Source organism: Methanosarcina sp. MTP4, assembly GCF_000970045.1.
Taxonomy (GTDB): domain Archaea; phylum Halobacteriota; class Methanosarcinia; order Methanosarcinales; family Methanosarcinaceae; genus MTP4.
On the sequence record NZ_CP009505.1, the window covers coordinates 964,562 to 982,207 of the forward strand.

General features: G+C 47.0%; 16 protein-coding genes. 8 read left to right on the top strand and 8 right to left on the bottom strand.

Features of this window, described 5'->3' with window-relative positions; all coding sequences use genetic code 11:
* Positions 1-111: 111 nt before the first annotated feature.
* The 5 genes from MSMTP_RS04315 to MSMTP_RS04340 form a co-directional block, all read right to left on the bottom strand.
* Complete coding sequence (locus MSMTP_RS04315; protein WP_048177980.1) at positions 112-1,026, bottom strand: energy-coupling factor ABC transporter ATP-binding protein; 915 nt, start codon at positions 1,024-1,026, stop codon at positions 112-114.
* Positions 1,023-1,787, bottom strand: coding sequence for a cobalt ECF transporter T component CbiQ (cbiQ, locus tag MSMTP_RS04320; RefSeq protein WP_048177981.1), 765 nt, complete (start codon positions 1,785-1,787; stop codon positions 1,023-1,025). The genes MSMTP_RS04315 and cbiQ overlap by 4 nt, the downstream gene beginning before the upstream one ends.
* Before the next feature lie 539 nt (positions 1,788-2,326).
* Entirely contained in the window at positions 2,327-2,824 is a 498-nt protein-coding gene (locus tag MSMTP_RS04325) for a hypothetical protein (RefSeq protein WP_048177982.1), read from the bottom strand.
* Positions 2,825-2,827: 3 nt separating this feature from the next.
* A complete protein-coding gene (gene cbiM / locus MSMTP_RS04330) occupies positions 2,828-3,496 on the bottom strand; it encodes a cobalt transporter CbiM (protein WP_048177983.1) in 669 nt (222 codons plus the stop codon).
* Between the two features lie 375 nt (positions 3,497-3,871).
* Positions 3,872-5,056, bottom strand: coding sequence for a PGF-CTERM sorting domain-containing protein (locus MSMTP_RS04340; protein ID WP_048177985.1), 1,185 nt, complete (start codon positions 5,054-5,056; stop codon positions 3,872-3,874).
* A gap of 429 nt (positions 5,057-5,485) precedes the next feature.
* Between MSMTP_RS04340 and MSMTP_RS19630 the strand changes: the two genes are divergently transcribed.
* The 3 genes from MSMTP_RS19630 (at position 5,486) to MSMTP_RS04350 (ending at position 7,912) form a co-directional block, all read left to right on the top strand.
* Positions 5,486-5,644, top strand: coding sequence for a symporter small accessory protein (locus MSMTP_RS19630; RefSeq protein ID WP_197076138.1), 159 nt, complete (start codon positions 5,486-5,488; stop codon positions 5,642-5,644).
* A 149-nt stretch (positions 5,645-5,793) separates the two neighbouring features.
* Entirely contained in the window at positions 5,794-7,452 is a 1,659-nt protein-coding gene (locus MSMTP_RS04345) for a sodium:solute symporter (RefSeq protein WP_048177986.1), read from the top strand.
* Between the two features lie 112 nt (positions 7,453-7,564).
* Positions 7,565-7,912, top strand: coding sequence for a hypothetical protein (locus tag MSMTP_RS04350; protein ID WP_048177987.1), 348 nt, complete (start codon positions 7,565-7,567; stop codon positions 7,910-7,912).
* A gap of 62 nt (positions 7,913-7,974) precedes the next feature.
* Here the strand turns inward: MSMTP_RS04350 and larA (MSMTP_RS04355) are convergent, their stop codons facing one another.
* A complete protein-coding gene (gene larA, locus MSMTP_RS04355) occupies positions 7,975-9,234 on the bottom strand; it encodes a nickel-dependent lactate racemase (protein ID WP_048182677.1) in 1,260 nt (419 codons plus the stop codon).
* 194 nt (positions 9,235-9,428) lie between these two features.
* Positions 9,429-10,703 (bottom strand): nickel-dependent lactate racemase, encoded by a 1,275-nt coding sequence (larA, locus tag MSMTP_RS04360; protein WP_048177988.1) that lies wholly within the window; start codon positions 10,701-10,703, stop codon positions 9,429-9,431.
* A 279-nt stretch (positions 10,704-10,982) separates the two neighbouring features.
* Between larA (MSMTP_RS04360) and MSMTP_RS04365 the strand changes: the two genes are divergently transcribed.
* On the top strand, positions 10,983-11,321 hold the full coding sequence (locus MSMTP_RS04365) for a cupin domain-containing protein (protein WP_048177989.1): 339 nt from the start codon (positions 10,983-10,985) through the stop codon (positions 11,319-11,321).
* Between the two features lie 142 nt (positions 11,322-11,463).
* Positions 11,464-13,365, top strand: a complete 1,902-nt coding sequence (gene cooS / locus MSMTP_RS04370; protein WP_048177990.1) for an anaerobic carbon-monoxide dehydrogenase catalytic subunit — start codon at positions 11,464-11,466, stop codon at positions 13,363-13,365.
* Between the two features lie 191 nt (positions 13,366-13,556).
* Here the strand turns inward: cooS and MSMTP_RS04375 are convergent, their stop codons facing one another.
* Positions 13,557-14,249, bottom strand: a complete 693-nt coding sequence (locus MSMTP_RS04375) for a metal-dependent hydrolase (protein ID WP_048177991.1) — start codon at positions 14,247-14,249, stop codon at positions 13,557-13,559.
* A 311-nt stretch (positions 14,250-14,560) separates the two neighbouring features.
* Between MSMTP_RS04375 and MSMTP_RS04380 the strand changes: the two genes are divergently transcribed.
* The 3 genes from MSMTP_RS04380 to MSMTP_RS18940 all read left to right on the top strand — a co-directional run bounded on the left by MSMTP_RS04380 (position 14,561) and on the right by MSMTP_RS18940 (position 17,256).
* The gene (locus MSMTP_RS04380; RefSeq protein WP_231582913.1) at positions 14,561-15,784 is read left to right on the top strand and encodes a DUF2117 family protein; all 1,224 of its coding nucleotides are present in this window, start codon (positions 14,561-14,563) and stop codon (positions 15,782-15,784) included.
* 169 nt (positions 15,785-15,953) lie between these two features.
* Complete coding sequence (locus MSMTP_RS04385) at positions 15,954-16,994, top strand: Fic family protein (RefSeq protein ID WP_048177992.1); 1,041 nt, start codon at positions 15,954-15,956, stop codon at positions 16,992-16,994.
* Positions 16,995-17,076: 82 nt separating this feature from the next.
* Entirely contained in the window at positions 17,077-17,256 is a 180-nt protein-coding gene (locus MSMTP_RS18940; RefSeq protein WP_156153671.1) for a hypothetical protein, read from the top strand.
* Positions 17,257-17,646 lie beyond the last annotated feature (390 nt).

A 17,646-nucleotide genomic window follows, 5' to 3' on the forward strand; every position in this document is an offset into this window, starting at 1 on the left:
ACCCGTTCTCTTTCTACTTCCCTTTCCACTTCTCTTTTTCTACTTCTCTTTTTCAAGGTTATTATTTTTGAGCACTTTTAGGTTAATTATTTTTGAGCACTTTCTTGACGTTCACATCCACACACTGGAATAGTTATTCATAATCTCTTTCACTGCGCTATGGGTATGTTCGTGCATATGCAGGTGGATGTGGCCGTCCCTTTCGATTGAATTAATAACTTCGTTTACGGCTTCGTCAATGCATAAAGGCAAGTTGTCGCAGTTGTAGCCGAAGCAGCTCAGGACCTTGAATAGCTTGAAAACGTCCGGGGCGTCCAGTTTGTTTTCCCTGAGGAGGTTGAAGTCCGAGAAGATTTCGCGTGGGCTTCCCTCGGCGACGATTTCCCTGTTCAGGACGTAGACACGGTCTGCGATTTCGGCAAGCACGTTTACATCGTGCATTGCGATGATGACGGTGATTCCCTCTTTTTCATTCAGTTCGTTTATGACCCTGATAAGGTCGGAACGGCTCTTAGGGTCCAGGTTTGCAGTGGGCTCGTCAAGGACAATTACCCTGGGATGCATTGCGATTACCGCGGCCAGGGCGACTTTCTTTTTCTGCCCGCAGCTGAGGTGGTGAGGGACGCGGTTTTCCAGGCCTTCGAGCCCGACACATTCGATTGCGTATTTCACCCTCTTTTCAACTTCCTCGCGTGAAAGGCCCATGTTGGTAGGGCCAAAGGCAATGTCGTCGAAGACGGTTGGCATGAAGAGCTGGTCGTCAGGATCCGCGAAGACTATCCCCACTTCCCGGATCCGCTCCGTAATTGCCATGTCCCCTATGCTCTTCCCGAATATTTTCACGTTCTTTTCAGGGCTTTTGATTGTCCCGTTCAGGTGCAGGAAAAAAGTTGTCTTTCCGGCCCCGTTAGGGCCTATGACTGCAACCTTTTCCCCTTCGAAGACTTCGAGATTCACGTTTTCCAGGGCTTTTTTATTCCTGGGATAGGCATAGTTCAGGTTTTCAACGGATACTGCGACATTCATAGGATCACCGGGAAGATGTGGAAGAAGACAGCTGCGCTGAGCAGGACTCCGCTAAGGACGTAATCCGAACCCTTCATCTCAAATTTTGTAAGAATTATGGGGTTGCCGGTATAGCCCCTGGCTACCATGGAGCTGTAGACCCGGTCTCCCCGTTCGTAACTTTTAACAAGGAGCATACCCACGGCGTTTCCCAGGATTGACAGGGCATGCCTGCTATTGCCTTTTATCTGGAAACCCTTGGACTCCATAGCGTTTTTCATGTTCCCGAACTCATCTATAAACACGAAGATGTAGCGGTAGGTAAACATGAGCATTTGTACGAGTATGCCCGGGACCCTCAGCATATAGAGCGCTTTTAAAATGGCTTCAAAACGCGAAGTCCCGAGCATCAGGAGTGCCAGGAAAAGGGCTGCCGTAGCCCGAAGAACAATCAGGGTGCCGAGATGCACACCTTCATAGCTCACACGAAGCCCGAAAATGCTGAACAGTTCCTTTCCACCCACGGTAAAAGCCATAATTACCAGAATTGAGACTATAAAACCAAGAGGCACTTTGATACGGCTGAACACAAAGCCAAGAGGCAGGCGGGAAACTATGAGCAAAAGTAAAGAAAAAGCGACCGCAATGGTAGCTGCATTTATGTTTTCCAGGAAAGCAAAAGAGAAAATGAGGACAGAAAATGTTATGATTTTAGCCCTGGGGTCAAAGCTATGAATAGGGGAATTAAGGGATGCGTAGGCATCAATCCTGGGATAGTCCATTCGTTTTCTCCTCTATGAATTTGTTTTTCAATTAATTTATTTCAATTAATTTATTTCAATTAATTTATTTCAATTAATTTATTTCAATTAATTTATTTCAATTAATTTATTTCAATTAATTTATTTCAATTAATTTATTTCAATTAATTTATTTCAATTAATTTATTTCAATTAATTTATTTTGATTAAGCAAATACTGGTTAATTTATTTTGATGAGTGAATATTGATTAATTTATTTTGATTAAGTAAATGCTGATTCGATTATACATCAAAAAACATCCGTAAATTAGATGGCAATTATTATTATTATTAGTAGCGTTATTAGTTAGTAGTAGTGTTATTAGTTATTATTAATGTTAGTATTAGTACTATTACTATTATAAGTGAGAATTTCGATAAACCTCTGATTCCCATGAATTGTTTATACACCCTATATACTCATAAACAACCTGCAAAATGTTGGGTTTTTTCGAAATCCTCTATGATCTATTATTCGAATCTTTTTCGAATATTCACCTATTCATCACTTCTATAGTTATTAACTCTTTTCATACTGTTTTTTCATCTTCCTGGCACTTATCATCATGCCGACCCCGGCAAGCCCTATAAGGTAGCCGAAACCTGCAACCACTCTTGCAGGGAGGGGGAGTTCGTCTTCCTGGGAACTTGAAGCCTGGTTTTCGAGGTCAATGGTACCTCTTGCCCTGTGCCCGTCCTGTTCTACGACAATGCTGTACATTGTTTCTCCCCTATCGGTCAGGAAGGTGCAAAAACCATCTTCGTCCGTGCTGCCCTCAAAATAGGGCTCTTTGATATCCTTGCCGTCTTCATCCGTACCCGTTATCAGGTATACGGAAACATCGGCATTTGCCATGGGGGATCCGCCTTCGTACCAGGCTTTGACCTGCATTTCATCTCCTGCATCTGCACCCACGAAGTATCCTACAAAAGCCCTGTGGGCAGAAGCAAGAGGTATGAACACGGAGGACATGATCAGTAACAGTGCAAGAACTCTCAGACATCGGTTAATATTCATTTTTCAGACATCTCCCGCAGATTTACTTACATTTAATTCTTCTTCTTTATCCATATCTTCAGTAGCTATTGGCAGCATTTCCGGCTTTACTTTCAAAAGGTAGGCAACGACAGAGCCGGTAACAGCCGCTTCAATAAGCATTATCGGGATGTGGGCCAGGGCTGCAACCTTTGCGACTTCCATAAACTGTTCGCCCGTAGTAACAAGGGAGATCGAAAGGAGCACGACCGTAATGACAATTGCAAACCCTCCGCAAAAAGCTCCGAGAAGCGGGGCAGAAATTCCTTTGTCGTGACCTTTTTTGAAAATAAGGTAACAGATGATTGCCGGAAGCCCTACGTTTAGGGAATTGATCCCGATAGTCGTAACTCCCCCATGCTGTAGCAGCAGGGCCTGAAGGGTTAACCCTATGACCATTGCAAGGTAGGCAAGTGGCCCGAGGATCACTCCCAGCAGCCCGTTAAAAATAAGGTGTACACATGTAGGCCCTATGGTGATATGGATCAGGGACGCAACAAAAAAAGCCCCTGCCATAACGGAAAACTTGGGAATCTCCTCCGCGATATCAAAATATTTTTTGCTCCACCAGAGACTGAATATAACAAAAACAATAGTTACTGCCCAGCCGGCTGTTATCACCGGAACAGATAATACTCCATCTGAAATGTGCACGGTTAATTCACCTTTTTAGATTTGGGTTTGAATTTGAATTATCAATATATTCGGATACCAGTAATGAGAATTACCAATTAAACTACACTTTATTTGAGTAAGAAATCAAATTAAATTGATGTATAATAAAAAATACTTGTTTACATTTACGTTTTTTCTCTTAATCCTGTTTTCCTTTAAAATATTACAAGGCTTTCACCTGAAAAGAGACCAATTAATAATAACTAAAGCAATTTTGAATCAAATTACCTTGTCTTTAAAAACCATCCCTTTTCTTCCCTTTTCAAATCTTTCCGGAAAGATACGCAATTTGGGCAGGGCTTGTGCGAAAAAACAGAAAAGGAAGGGGAAAATCCTTCCTTTGATTACCTGAATTTACTTTCTTCTTGCGAAGAATACTGTGCAAAGCATTCCTGCTACAGCAAGGACAAGGCCAAAGCCAGGTGCACTGTTTCCGGACTCTTCTTCGGCAGCAGCTTCGGCTTCAGGTTCTGGAGCTGCCTTTGCTTCGGCTTCAGAAGTCGGGTTTTCAATAGCTTCCTGGAGTTCGCCGACGTTTTCCTTAATGTCAGCTACAATGTATTCAGTTTCGTGATAGTAATCATGGGTGTTGTCAGCATATTCGGCGTGGGTCTCGGGAACCATTCCGGTGAGTTCATGGAGCTTGTCGTGCTTGGACTCGATTATACCTGCACACTCTTCAAGGTGCTCGTTCATTTCCCCGATTTCCTCGTCAATGGCTGCCTTGTTGGCTTCAACGTCTCCTGCGAGACCCCTTATGTTTTCCACATGCTCAAGGACCTCTTTAGCACAGTGCTCGATGTCGTGGGAAGAAAGGTGGATTTCCTCACCAACTGCACGAATGTCTTCCGAGAGAGCTTCGTCATCTGCAATGTACTCGGTCTCGTCGTGGATTTTGCCTGCATAATCAAGCAGTTCGTTTGCGTTTTCCTCTACTTCATCCAGGGCCGCTGCAACGTTCCCGCTTACAGGTGCTGCGGATGCTGCGGATGCCGTTCCGATTCCAAGGGATTCTTCGAGTTCTCCGACATGGGAGTCGATGCCCCTGAGGACTGCCTCGGCTTCATGATAATAGTCATGGGTGTTGTCGGCATATTCGGCGTGGGTTTCTGGAACCTCGCTTCCGAGAGCATGGACAATGTCGCCCTTGGATTCCATGATTCCTTCGCATTCCTCAATATGTTCTTTCATGTCCGCAATTTCAGCCTCGATTGCATCCATGTTCGCTTCGGGGTCCGCAACCAGCCCGTTAAGGGTTTCCACGCTTCTGAGGAGTTCCTGGGCACAGTGGTCAATATCGTGAGAAGAAAGGTGGACTTCTTCTCCCTTTGCCCTTAAAGCCTCATCGAGACTTTCATCATCAGCAATCATTTCAGTCTCATCATGGATGTTTCCGGCTACGGTTGAAAGCTCCTCTGCGTGCTCACCGATTTCCGCCACGATAGCAGCAGGGGACTCTTCCTGCGCAGAAACAGGGAAACTGCAGGCAAGCATTATCATCAGTATGGCAAGTAAAATTGATTTCATTCCTAGATTCATTTTTCCAACCTTCTTTATATTAAACACTATATCAAAATAAATGTCTTAGATATCAATTTTAATCAGTAATTTCAAGTAACGATTTTATAAATAATTATATGGATTTTCAAGTATGAGGGACACACTACCCTGATAAATTGAACAATTATACATATTAAACGATTTATCCAGCTAACAACTGTTAGCCGGATGGGTAAAGACATTTCTATAAATCGACGACATATGAACAGTGTGAACAAGTAAAATTGATTATTTTATAGAAAATTTCCCGTGAAAAACCCTGGAAATCATCCTCAGTGAGGAAATAAAATAAAACTGTTTTGGACATATTAAGACAATATATTTAAATACCAAAAACCCCGATATGAACTATGCTAACAAGTGTCATGTTAACGAGTAACAGATTAATATTATCAGAAAGGTGTAGAGATGTTAGGAATCGATGATCCACAGATCTGGCTTGCATATGTTTCATGTGTGGTAAGTGCACTCGGCTGCATTGTGTACGGGGCATTGAACTGGAAAGAAGGAGAGGAAGAAGAGCAGGCAGTAATAAGTAGTGCCATGAGACCTGCTGTTCAGGAATAAGCTGGGAGGACATAAGCCGGTAGAAAGCTTGCGGAGATCGGAGTTTTAGAGATATTCCGGCAAGGTAGCTCCTGGCAAGCCTGAAGAAAAAACGGCATGTGACTAATCAATTAGCTTTTTTAATAGACGTTTTTTAAGGAGCGGTTTTTATGGCAGTCGATACTTCAACTCTCATCATTCTTGTTCTTGTGTACCTTGCATCCATTTTCTACCTCGCCCGGCTGGGCTACAGGCAGAGTTCCCAGACCGACGGGTATATGCTTGCAGGCAGGAAGGTGCACCCGGCCATCATGGCCCTATCCTACGGGGCGGCCTTTATCAGCACCTCGGCGATCATTGGGTTCGGAGGAGTAGCCGCATCCCTGGGAATGGGACTCCTGTGGCTGGTCTTCATGAACATCTTTTTCGGGATTTTCATAGCTTTTGTGGTCTTCGGACCGAAAACCCGGCGCATGGGACTTAACCTGGGGGCAGTTACATTCCCAGAATTCCTGGGAAGACGTTTCCAGTCCCGCTTCATCCAGGGCTTTTCCGGGCTTTTGATAGGGATTTTCATGCCCCTGTACGCGGGAAGCGTACTTATCGGGGCTGCCCGCTTCATTGAAACTACCCTGGGGATCAACTACAATCTCGCCCTTCTGATCTTCACGATTATCATTGCTTCCTACGTTATCAAAGGTGGGCTGCTTTCCGTCATGTACGTGGATGCCTTCCAGGGCACCCTCATGTTTATCGGAATGGCCTTTTTGCTTATCTTTACCTACGTAAAACTGGGAGGCGTCGTGGGAGCCCACCAGACCCTAACCGATATGGCACCCTTGGTTCCCCAGGGTCTTGTTGACATCGGACACCAGGGCTGGACTGCCATGCCTTCCCTCGGGTCCCCACTCTGGTGGACAATGGTCTCTACTCTCTTTCTGGGAGTCGGCATAGGGGTTCTTGCCCAGCCTCAGCTCGCAGTCAGGTTTATGACGGTAAAAGATGACCGTTCCCTGAAAAGGGCAGTCCTCGTGGGCGGACCTTTCATCCTTATGATGGCAGGTGTGGCTTACGTAGTCGGTGCCCTTTCCAACGTGTACTTCTACCGGACCACAGGCAAGATAGCCCTTGAAGTTGCAGGAGGCAATACGGACCTGATCATGCCTGAGTACCTTAACAGCGCCATGCCCGAACTCTTCGTGATGTTCTTCATGTTAAGCCTGCTCTCGGCTGCCATGTCCACCTCGGGAGCCCAGTTCCATGCTATGGGCACAGCCATAGGGCACGACTTCTACCAGGAGGGAATCAAGAAAGGAAAATCCAAAGGCACAACCATCCATGCCACACGCTTTGGGATAGTCTTTTCCATCTTACTCTCGGTCCTCCTGGCCTACATTCTCCCGGGAAGCATAATCGCCCGGGCAACAGCAATGTTCATGGGCCTGTGTACCTCTGCCTTCCTACCAATTTACATGGGGGCACTCTTCTGGAAGCGCATAACAAGGGAAGGAGCCGTGGCAAGCCTGGTTGTCGGGTCCTTGGGCAGCCTCTTCTGGCTGACCTTCGTCCACGCAAAAGAAGCAATTCCCCTCGGGATCTGCCAGGCAATCTTCGGGAAAGCGACCCTGCTTTCAGGCACCTGGCCCCTTGTGGACCCGATCCTAATCGCAACTCCACTCGCATTCCTTGTGGCAATCGCGGTAAGCCTGGCAACAAAACCGATGCCGGAAAAATTCCTGAATAAGTGCTACAGCCTCAGGCCCCAGGATGAGGATGAAGACGACTTTGAGTACCCAGTACACACAAATACCGATACGACAAGCGTTTAAGCAGGCCAGTTGTCAAGACAAATCATCCCTTCCTTTTTTTTTCATTATCACTTTTTTTCTTTCCTTTCTCCCTGGTCCTCTCTTTTTTCGATTTTGATCGGTTTAATTATTGTTGATCGATTCAATACACCTTCAGTTTCAGCATCCGGTCTATCATCTATCCTTCAGAAACCATGCCCTCGGGCATCCACCACTTCGCAGAACCTCAAGTTCTCACCAGCCTCGAAGTCGGCCGGCCTTTCTCTGTGAAAACACAAAGAAGAAAATATCAGAATCCAACCAACTTTGTTTCCTGTTCCAGAAGCTAGAGGCCAAAATTCACCTTAAGTTCGGAATTTCAAAACATCCTTTTCTCAAAAGAAAACAGAAGAGGAAAAAGGAAATGAGAGGGAGAGAAATAAGTGGAAAAGAAAGGAAAGGAAAGGAAAGGAAAGGAAAGAAAAACGAAAAGAAAGCATAAGAGGTAAAGAAAGGAAAGAAGAGGAAATTAATTTCGAGATTTCCCTTTCGAGCTTCTTTCTTTTATTCCTCTTTTCTCACCGGGAGGGTCTGTCCTCCATGGGGCATGAGGTGGATTTTTGCGTCAGGGTTTTTGGAAAGGATTTCTTCAAGGGCTTCCAAGACGCTTCCCATCGGGGTGAAGAAGGCATCCCTGGTATCTTCCTCCCGCAGCTTTGAGACCAGGTAAAGTTTGAACTGTTTGGCGGCTTTTGCCACGATGGCGCTCTTGTGTCCACCGAACTCGAAACAGCGCTTGAAACGCTCGACTGCCTCATCCGGGGTCTTGCATTCCCTGTTCCAGCACTCGTAGATCTGGTTCCCGATCCCTTCGGAACATTCTGCCACAAGGATGATAGAGCCGCCATCTTTTACTGCCTGGGTGGCGTTGTCAAGGGACTTGTTGGCCTGGTAGAGGTTGATGTCCTTGGGGTAGCCTCCGCAGGAGACAATAACGGCGTCTGCGGGTTCGACCGGGACCTTGTACATGGCGTCCACGGCTTCGACTCCTTTGCGGTGGGCTTCGATAAAGTCCCCGGCAACGGCAGCCACGATCCCTTTCTTGCTGTCCAGCACAACATTCAGGATGAAGTCGAGTCCGGCAATTTTTACGGCTTCTTCCATGTCCTGCCTGACAGGGCTGTCAATTCTTCCGGAAACCGCCTTTTCTTCGATCATCAGTTTGTGGTTTGTAAGCACCGAGGCTTCAGAACTCACACCGGGGAGAACGGATTTGGCCCCACCGCTGTACCCCGCATAATAATGGAACTCAATTCCCCCGGTCCCGACGACCACATCGGAATCAAGCACTTCTTCAAAGACCTCTACAGGCGTCCTGCGGCTCGTAACCCCTACACGCCTGCACCTGCCCGTATCGTGCTGGATGCAGCGGATTTTTCCGTAAATTTCATCCCCTACAAGTTTTCGGGATTCCTCTTCGGTCTGCCGCCTGTGCAGGCCAAGGGCGAATACGATTGTGATGTTTTCGGCTTTTGCTCCTCCGAGATAAAGCTCTTCGAGGAGGGGGGGCAGCAGCTTTGCAGTGGGGGTCGGGCGGGTAACGTCGCTTACAATAACCGCAACCTTTGATTCCGGGTTTACAATCTCGGAAAGGCGCCTGCTCTTTATGGGGTTTTCAAGCGCTTTTTTGATTAAAAAAGCTCCCTCTTTCCGTTTTTCAGGCTCCGAGGGCATTATGACGCTGGAGAGGTTCTTTTCCGGAACCTCCAGCTCAAGTTTCTCGCTGCCGAAAGCGAGTTTAATCTTTTTTACATTTGTCTTCATGTTCATGTCCGGAAGGAATATCCTGATAATATAAAATGATATAGGTAAACATACGCCGGAGATCAGCAATACCTATGAAATCTTATGCAGTAACCAATAATTTGGAAAGTTAACAATACTTGTCCGGTTAACAATACTTATACGGTAAACTGATACTCAGAATTCCTTCCGGACTGCAAAATTTCTTTTCTGCTTCAGGGTTCCTTTCTGACCGGAAGCGTCCTCCCCCCGTCGGGCATCACATGAATCCTGGCTTCCGGATTTTCAGCGAGAATTATTTCCAGGGCTTCCTGCACGGTTCCAACCGGGGTAAAGAAAGTGTTCCTGCACTCTTCTTCGGAAAGTTTCGAGACCATATAAAGCCTGAACTCTTTTGCCGCCTTTCCGACAATTGCACTCTTATGCCCTCCGAACTCGAAATTTTCCCTGAACCTCTCAACAGCCTCATCCGGGCTTTTACACTCCCTGCTCCAGCACTCGTAAACCTTATTCCCGAGCCCCTCCGGGCATTCGGCTGCAAGCACTATTGAGCCTCCCGTTTTTACTGCAGCTACGGCGTTTTCCAGGGCTTTTGTCGCCTGGTAGAGATTGATGTCCTTGGGAAAGCCGCCGCAGGAGGCAATGACAGCGTCAGCAGGTTCCACCGGCACCTTGTACATGGTATCCACATACTCTGCACCTTTCCTGTGGGCTTTGATGAAGTCCCCTGAAACCGCAGCTACGATTCTTTTCTTGCTGTCGATTACCGCGTTCAGGATAAAGCCAAGCCCCGCTATTTTTGCAGCTTCCTCAATGTTCTGCCTCGCCGGGCTGTTAACCCTTCCGGAGAGAGGGTCGCCTTCAAAGAGTTTGCTGTAAAAACTGTGGAACGAAAGCACGGCCCTTTCCGAACTGACCCCTGGCAGGATGCACTTTCCTCCCCCACCGTAGCCGGCGTAGTAATGGAACTCGACGGTGCCGGTCCCGACAATAAGGTCTGCGTCCAGGACCTCTTCGAAAATTTCTACCGGGGTCCCGAAACTGGTTTCTCCTAGATGCCTGCAGCGTTCCCTGTCGTGCTGGATGCAGCGGAAGTTTTCGAAGATTTTATCCCCAATAAGCTTTCTGCACTCTTCTTCGGTCTGTTTCCGGTGCAGGCCCAGGGCAAAAACGATAGTGATATTATCATCCCTCACCCCTCCGAGCCGGAGCTCTTCAAGGAGAGGGGGGAGAAGCTTTGCAGAAGGAGTAGGTCTGGTTATATCACTTACGATGATTGCGATCCGGGACTCCGGATTTACAAGCTCAGAGAGACGACAGCTTCCTATTGGGTCCAGAAGGGCTTTTTTGACTATGGAACTTTCATCTTCCCTGCTTTTGGGTTCTGAGGGCAGGATGAGTTCAGAGAGGTTCTTTTCAGGAATTTTGAGTTCAATCACTCCGTTCCCGAAAGGAAGATCTATTTTTCTAATTTTAGTGCTCGGGTTCATGTCTGCAAAATATACCCGGACCTATAAATCGGTATTGAAATTATAACCCAATTCAGGTTTCGGAAAAATTCCTGTTACGATCCCTATAAACAATTGTCTTTTGAGTTCGTTTGTAATTGTCTTTTGAGTTCGTTTGTAATTGTCTTTTGAGTTCGTTTGTAATTGTCTCTTGAGTTCGTTTGTAATTGAATGTTCGGTGAATTTATTAAACAATAAGGATATAATTCTCAACGATAATTCACAACGTAAATCCAAACGATTACTTTGGGGGGTAATATAATGGAAATACTCGACGTTAGGTCAGCACCGGAAAAACCTAATCCTCACAACGTCAGCGTGCGCAAACTCTACGATACCGAGCATGCGCAGGTAATGCATATTGAACTGAAGCCCGGGGAGAAAATGAAGAAACACATTACTCCGGTAGATGTTTTCTTCTACGTCCTCGAAGGCACAGGTTCGGTAGAGGTGGGAGATGAAAAAGCAGAGGTCAGCAGGGACATGCTGATCGAAAGTCCTGCAAAAATCCCTCACCGTCTCCTGAACGAAGGTGATTCCTTATTCAGGGTGCTTGTGGTAAAAGTTCCCAGACAGACCGACGAAACAAAACTGCTGTGAAAAAACTGCTGTGAAAATGGTTTTTATTTAAAAAACCGGTATTTTCGGAAATAAGCTGAAAAGTATACTATAGGGGAGTGAAACGCTGACATCTGGATTGAAATCTGGATTTTCAAAAATACTGAAAAAGGGTGAGAAACAAATGGATAAGGAGAGAATTTCTTATCACGAATCCGTACAGAAAATGTACGAAAAAATTAAACAGGACAATATGACCAACGTCTGGGACCGCTACGAAGCCCAGGGTCTGGGGGGAGACCCGGATAAGCGTTGTATGTTCTGTATGGGCGGAGTCCGCTGTGATTTTTGTTCCAACGGGCCCTGCCGGGCAGATGCCGCCAAAGACAAAAGAGGGGTCTGCGGGATTACCGCCGACGGCATGGCAATGAGGATGATGCTGCTAAGAAACGTGATGGGGACGTCCACCTATCAGTATCACACGGACCAGACCATCCGGACGCTCAGGGAAACCGCAAAAGGTAAAACCCCTTTCTCTATAAAAGAACCGGAGAAACTGAGGACATTTGCGGGCAGGCTGGGGATCGAAACCCTGGGAAGTGATTCGGAAATTGCCCTTAAGCTCTGCGAATTTGTGGAAAAGGAATTTAACAAACCGGCATACGAACCCAGCCTGATAGTAAAGGCTCTTGCTCCTCCGGAAAGGAAGAAGAGATGGGAAGAGCTGGGGATATTCCCGGGCGGGATCTACGGGGAAATGATGCTCTCCACAGGCTCCTGTCTTACAAACGTTGACGGGTACTACGTAAGCCTGGCCCTGAAGGCCATGCGTCTGGGCGTTGCAATGGCGTACCAGAGCCAGATAGTAAACGAGTACTGTCAGGATATCCTCTTCGGGATACCAAAACCCCACACAATGCGGGTCGATCTCGGGGTGCTGGACCCTGAGTATGTAAACGTACTCCCGAACGGTCACGAACCCTTCCTTGGTTTTGCTATGGTCCAGCTTGCCCGGAAGCCTGAGTGGCAGGACAGGGCAAAAGCCGCAGGGGCAAAGGGGTTGAGGGTTATTGCCAGCATAGAAACAGGCCAGGAAATGATCCAGAGGTGGGAGGAAGATGATGTGTTCTATGGCTTTACGGGTAACTGGATTTCCCAGGAAGCCGTGTTTGCAAGCGGGAGTGTGGACCTTTTTGCTGCGGACATGAACTGTTCCCTGCCCGTTGCCCCCCTCTACGCCGAAAAATACGGGTTCAAACTCATGCCGGTAAGCGAACTCGTTGCCTTCGAAGGCATCACTGATCGCCTGAACTATAACCCTGTAGAGGCTGGAAGGCAGGCTTCAAAGCTCCTGGAAATGGCGATCGAAAACTTCAAGGAACGGAAAAAATCCATCGAAGGGGTAAAACAGCTCCCGATGAAAGAGGCCATGGTCGGCTTTTCAACCGAGAGCATCCTGGACGCCCTGGGAGGAAGTCTCGACCCCCTCCTTGACGCCATAAAAAGCGGCCAGATCAAAGGAGTTGTGGGCATGGTCTCCTGCACGACTCTGCGGGACTACGGGCAGGACACGCACAGTGTTGCCGTGGTAAAAGAGCTGATCAAGCGAAACATTCTGGTCCTCTCCCTGGGCTGTGGGAACGGAGCCATGCAGGTCGCAGGCCTCTGTTCTCCCGAAGCCCGGGAATTTGCCGGGGACAGCCTGAAAGCGGTCTGCGAAGCCCTGGGCGTCCCGCCCGTGCTCAGTTACGGGACCTGCACCGACACCGGAAGGCTTGCCGACCTCCTCGGAGCCATCTCCGCAGTCCTGGGGACTCCTGTCCCGGACCTTCCGGTTGCCGCAGCAGCCCCTGAATATATGGAACAGAAAGCCACAATCGATGCCATCTTTGCCCTGGCGCTCGGGCTTTACACCTACGTAAACCCCGTCCCGACTGTCACCGGAGGCCCGGATCTTGTCAAACTCCTGACCGAAGACTGCCGGGAAGTGACAGGTGGGGTCCTTAGAGTGGAACAAGACGCCGTAAAGGCAGCTGACGGGATAGAACAGCACATCATGGAAAAGAGACAGAAACTCGGGATCTGAAATCCCTGGGATTCTGCATTTTTTCCGATTTTATTCAATTTTTGCCCGAATTATACCAATTTTCTATTTTATATTATTCGATTTGGGTAATTTTCATTTTTATTCGGTCTGATTCGATCCGATTTTTATATTATCTGATTTGATTTGATTTAACTTTATTTAATTTATTTCCACCTAATCTTATTCACTTATCAAAGTTCCAGGGTTTCTCCCGGGTTCATGATGATAACCTTCGTGTCAACCTTTTCTTCAACTGCTTTCTTGAACTCTTCCGGGTCCTGTTCGATAACGTCGAAGGTGCTGTAGTGCATTGGGATCACAATTTTCGGCTTTATCAGTTCCACGGCTTTCACGGCTTCCTTTATGCCCATGGTAAACTTGTCCCCGATGGGCAGGAAAGCTATCTCGGGCTCATAGAGTTCCCTGATAAGCCGCATGTCCCCGAAGACTCCGGTATCTCCTGCGTGGTAGATCGTGTGCCCGCCAATCCCCATCACAAAACCGGCAGGACAGCCCCCGTCGAAACTGAAGCCTGAGGCGTCGATAGAAGAAGAATGAAGGGCTTCGGTCATGGTGAAGGTGACGCCGTCAACATCAAAGGTCCCGCCCTTGTTCATGCCTTCCGCAAAGACCCCCTTCGACTTGATGTAATTTGCAACCTCGTGGATAGAAATGATCCGGCAGCCTACCCTCGACCCGATTTCGATGGTATCCCCCAGGTGGTCGGCATGCCCGTGGGTAACGGCAATTATATCTGGGTCCAGGTCCTCCGGGCCGCAGGGAGCTTTCGGGTTTCCGGAGATGAAGGGGTCGATCAGTACTTTCTTTTCAGCCTCAAACAAAAAAGCGGAATGTCCAAGCCAGGTAATTTTTACTTTTTCCATACAGGTCACCTTTTTAATAAGCGTTATTTAATCAGAATATTAAATCAGAATTTATCGGTGCCGGTCCTCGTTATTATATTTAAAGACCCAAATTCCTTCACCAATCTCAAGTGAAAGTTTAACCACAGAAAGCACTGAAAACACGGAATAAAGGAAATAGGGGCACAATCCTTCAGTGTTTTCCGTGTCTTCCGTGGTTATAACGTAAGTATAAATATTTACGGTCAGGACTATAAATCGGCATTCATCAGAAAAACTTCCTCATAATTCCAAGACAATCTACAATATCTACGCGGAAGGGACATATTAATATGTTTCTTTTCGAAATTAAACGAACGAAAATGAAGATCGGCATAGTTATCCACGGCCCCGAAGTAATCGACTCGGGGCAGGCTGAAAAAGTCCTCGAAAAGCTCTCCCGCCTGGGAGAAGTAGAGGCAAAACTCGGCGGCACCATGGGAAAGACCGCAGTCCTTGACGCCGGGCTTGAAGGGCGAATTGACATCAGGGACCACCAAAAACCAAGTGCCTGCATAGAATCCTTTTTTGAAAACTCCTACCTTGTATGCCTTATAAACCGGGGAAAAACCCTTGAAACGGGAAAGACCTTCGGGAAAATTGTGTGCTCCCACCTCCGGGAACCAGAGAAAAAGCCCCTTTTCCAGATCGAATATTCGGAAACATCGGTAACCGGTTTCCAGGGAAACGTCTGCGGGATGCTGGTTCCTCTGAATTCAAAAGGCAGGGAATGCCTCGAAAAAGTTTCGGAAAAATTGTGTATCCCAGCTGAGACCAAACCTCTGTCCTATCCTCAAACAGGTTCCATCTTCACCGAAAAATGCCCGAAAACCGGCAAAACACGGATTTTCCGGAAGCTTTCCGGGGTCTTCCCCGGAGAAAACATTCTTATAAACGGGATCGTGATCGGAAGGGCTAATTCGCCGGAAGTGAAGATTGTCTCGGAAAACGGTTTCATTACAACCATAGAAGGCGGAATAATAAAGGAACACGGTCTTGAAAAACTCCACTGCTACGAAAAAAAAGAGCCAGTTGACCTTGAAAACGCCTGGATAAAGAGCGGGAGCGTCAGAAGGAGTGCCCCTTCTCACCAAAAACTTTCAAAACCGATGCCAAAAACCGTAGACCTGAAGCCGACACCCCTGAACGGAGCCGGAAAAGTCGTGCTGATCGACCACGCCGCCGAACACTCATTCGAACTGGCAGACGGAGCGCAGCTTGCAGTAACCGTGGGCGACGACACCACAGCCATTGCCGGGGACATCCTTTACAGGCTTGGAATCCCGATACTGGGGATAACGGACGGGGACTGCGACGACCTTGCCGACAGGACCGAGATCTTTCCTGGTTCGCTCATTCTCAGGCTGGCTGCCGGAAATGACGATATAGTGGGAAAAAAGCTGAGGCAGGAACTATTTGATGGGCAAATTTCAGCTGTTTTCGAGGACATACCTGCCCTTAAAGAAGAAGTTTTGAGGCTGGCAGAACCAGAGACTGAAGCTATTTTTGAATACTAACATAGCAAACTCCCTTGAAATGGAATTCACAGTCCCTGAGTTTCATTCAATTTTGTCTTTTGCAGCAATTTTATAGACGTGTCCAAAAAGAGTGTGGAAACAAATTCCCGCTAAGTTAATAACAAAAGGAGTAACTCTTTTAAAAAGGAATAGAAAAGCGGAGAAGTGGATGTTTCAGCCTAATTTCAAGTATACAAACAAAATCGTTCGCCTGCTTGCAAGGGTCCAGGCTGCCAGGGAAGTCATCATAAACAGCCCTCTAATTCCGGCGTGGGAAAAACAGCTCCAGCGAGATGCCCTGATAAAACAGACCCACCACACGACAAGCATAGAGGGAAACCCTCTGACTCTTGAGGAAGTGGGCCTAATTATCGAGGGAAAAGAGATTCTTGCCCACGAAAAGGACAAAAAGGAAGTCAGGAATTACGTGGACGTACTGAACTATATCGATTCCCTGCCTGAAAATGGACCGATAACCGAGGAGATTCTCCTGGAAATCCACAGGCTTACGGCAAAAAATATCCTTCCTGATGATTCTGCCGGCAACTATCGGAAAGTGCAGGTCATAGTTGGAGACCCGAAAACCGGGAAAGTCACCTACACTCCTCCGGGGCCTGCCAAAGTCCCTTCCCTGACAAAATACCTCATCGAGTGGCTTAACACCGAAGATGCCCTTGACCTCATGCCCGCCGTGCAGGCGGGAATCGCTCATCATGAACTTGCCAGGATCCACCCCTTCGTCGACGGAAATGGAAGAACTGCAAGAGCCCTTGCCACCCTGGTCCTGACAAAGAGAGGCTTTGATACCAAGCGATTTTTCGCCCTTGAGGAACACTACAACAAAGAACGCCCTTCTTATTACTCCGCTCTTTCAAGTGCGGACGTCGGAGACAGGGATCTGACCGAATGGCTCGAATATTTCCTTTTCGGCATTGCCGTAGAAATTTCAAGGGTAGAAAACACGGTTCTGAAACTGAGCAGCGACCGTTCGATGAAAGAGAAATTCGGACAGATAGGGTTGAGCAGCAGGCAGATAAAGGCGATTGAATATTTAAAAGAAAAGGGTCAGATAACGAATAAAGAATACCAGGAAATTTGCGAGGTTAGTGCTTCCACGGCAAAACGTGATCTTCAGGACCTGGTAGATAAAAAAGTACTCAAACAGATAGGGGAAAAAGGACAAAGTATCCACTACGTGCTTAATTTTTGAACTTGAGATCTATTCAATCCTTTTTATGGCCCGTTCGTGACCCATTCATGACCCGTTCGTGACCCATTCGCAGCTTGTTTTAATGTGGAAACTTGGAATTATAAGCTATTCAAAAGCTATTCAAAAGCTATTCAAAAGCTATTCAAAAGCTATTCAAAAGCTATTCAAAAGCTATTCAAAAGCTATTCAAAAGCTATTCAAAAGCTATTCAAAAGCCATTCACATTGAGGCTTACATAGATACAAATTACGTAAGGTATTAATAATAGAATTTTTATCAGACCCATTCATGACCCATTCATGACCCATTCATGACCCATTCATGACCCATTCATGACCCATTCATGACCCATTCATGACCCATTCATGACCCATTCATGACCCATTCATGACCCATTCATGACCCATTCATGACCCATTCATGACCCATTCATGACCCATTCATGACCCATTCATGACCCATTCATGACCCATTCGTGGCCTATCAGTGTTCTTCTTTTGCAGCAATTTCCTGATAGCTGCACTTTGTGTGGAGGCAAGACAACATGAAATGCCATCCTGGCCGCCCGGGTTTCGAAATATCGATATTAATGGAACTGCCCACCTTTTTGCTTATTTTCAGAAAACGCGGCCCTCATGATTTCCTAGGGCCC

Coding starts and splice junctions, on each gene's coding strand:
- MSMTP_RS04315 (WP_048177980.1), bottom strand. CDS start 1,026: ATGAATGTCGCAGTATCCGTTGAAAACCTGAACTATGCCTATCCCAGG.
- cbiQ (WP_048177981.1), bottom strand. CDS start 1,787: ATGGACTATCCCAGGATTGATGCCTACGCATCCCTTAATTCCCCTATT.
- MSMTP_RS04325 (WP_048177982.1), bottom strand. CDS start 2,824: ATGAATATTAACCGATGTCTGAGAGTTCTTGCACTGTTACTGATCATG.
- MSMTP_RS04340 (WP_048177985.1), bottom strand. CDS start 5,056: ATGAATCTAGGAATGAAATCAATTTTACTTGCCATACTGATGATAATG.
- MSMTP_RS19630 (WP_197076138.1), top strand. CDS start 5,486: ATGTTAGGAATCGATGATCCACAGATCTGGCTTGCATATGTTTCATGT.
- MSMTP_RS04345 (WP_048177986.1), top strand. CDS start 5,794: ATGGCAGTCGATACTTCAACTCTCATCATTCTTGTTCTTGTGTACCTT.
- larA (WP_048182677.1), bottom strand. CDS start 9,234: ATGAAGACAAATGTAAAAAAGATTAAACTCGCTTTCGGCAGCGAGAAA.
- larA (WP_048177988.1), bottom strand. CDS start 10,703: ATGAACCCGAGCACTAAAATTAGAAAAATAGATCTTCCTTTCGGGAAC.
- MSMTP_RS04365 (WP_048177989.1), top strand. CDS start 10,983: ATGGAAATACTCGACGTTAGGTCAGCACCGGAAAAACCTAATCCTCAC.
- cooS (WP_048177990.1), top strand. CDS start 11,464: ATGGATAAGGAGAGAATTTCTTATCACGAATCCGTACAGAAAATGTAC.
- MSMTP_RS04375 (WP_048177991.1), bottom strand. CDS start 14,249: ATGGAAAAAGTAAAAATTACCTGGCTTGGACATTCCGCTTTTTTGTTT.
- MSMTP_RS04380 (WP_231582913.1), top strand. CDS start 14,561: ATGTTTCTTTTCGAAATTAAACGAACGAAAATGAAGATCGGCATAGTT.
- MSMTP_RS04385 (WP_048177992.1), top strand. CDS start 15,954: ATGTTTCAGCCTAATTTCAAGTATACAAACAAAATCGTTCGCCTGCTT.
- MSMTP_RS18940 (WP_156153671.1), top strand. CDS start 17,077: ATGTGGAAACTTGGAATTATAAGCTATTCAAAAGCTATTCAAAAGCTA.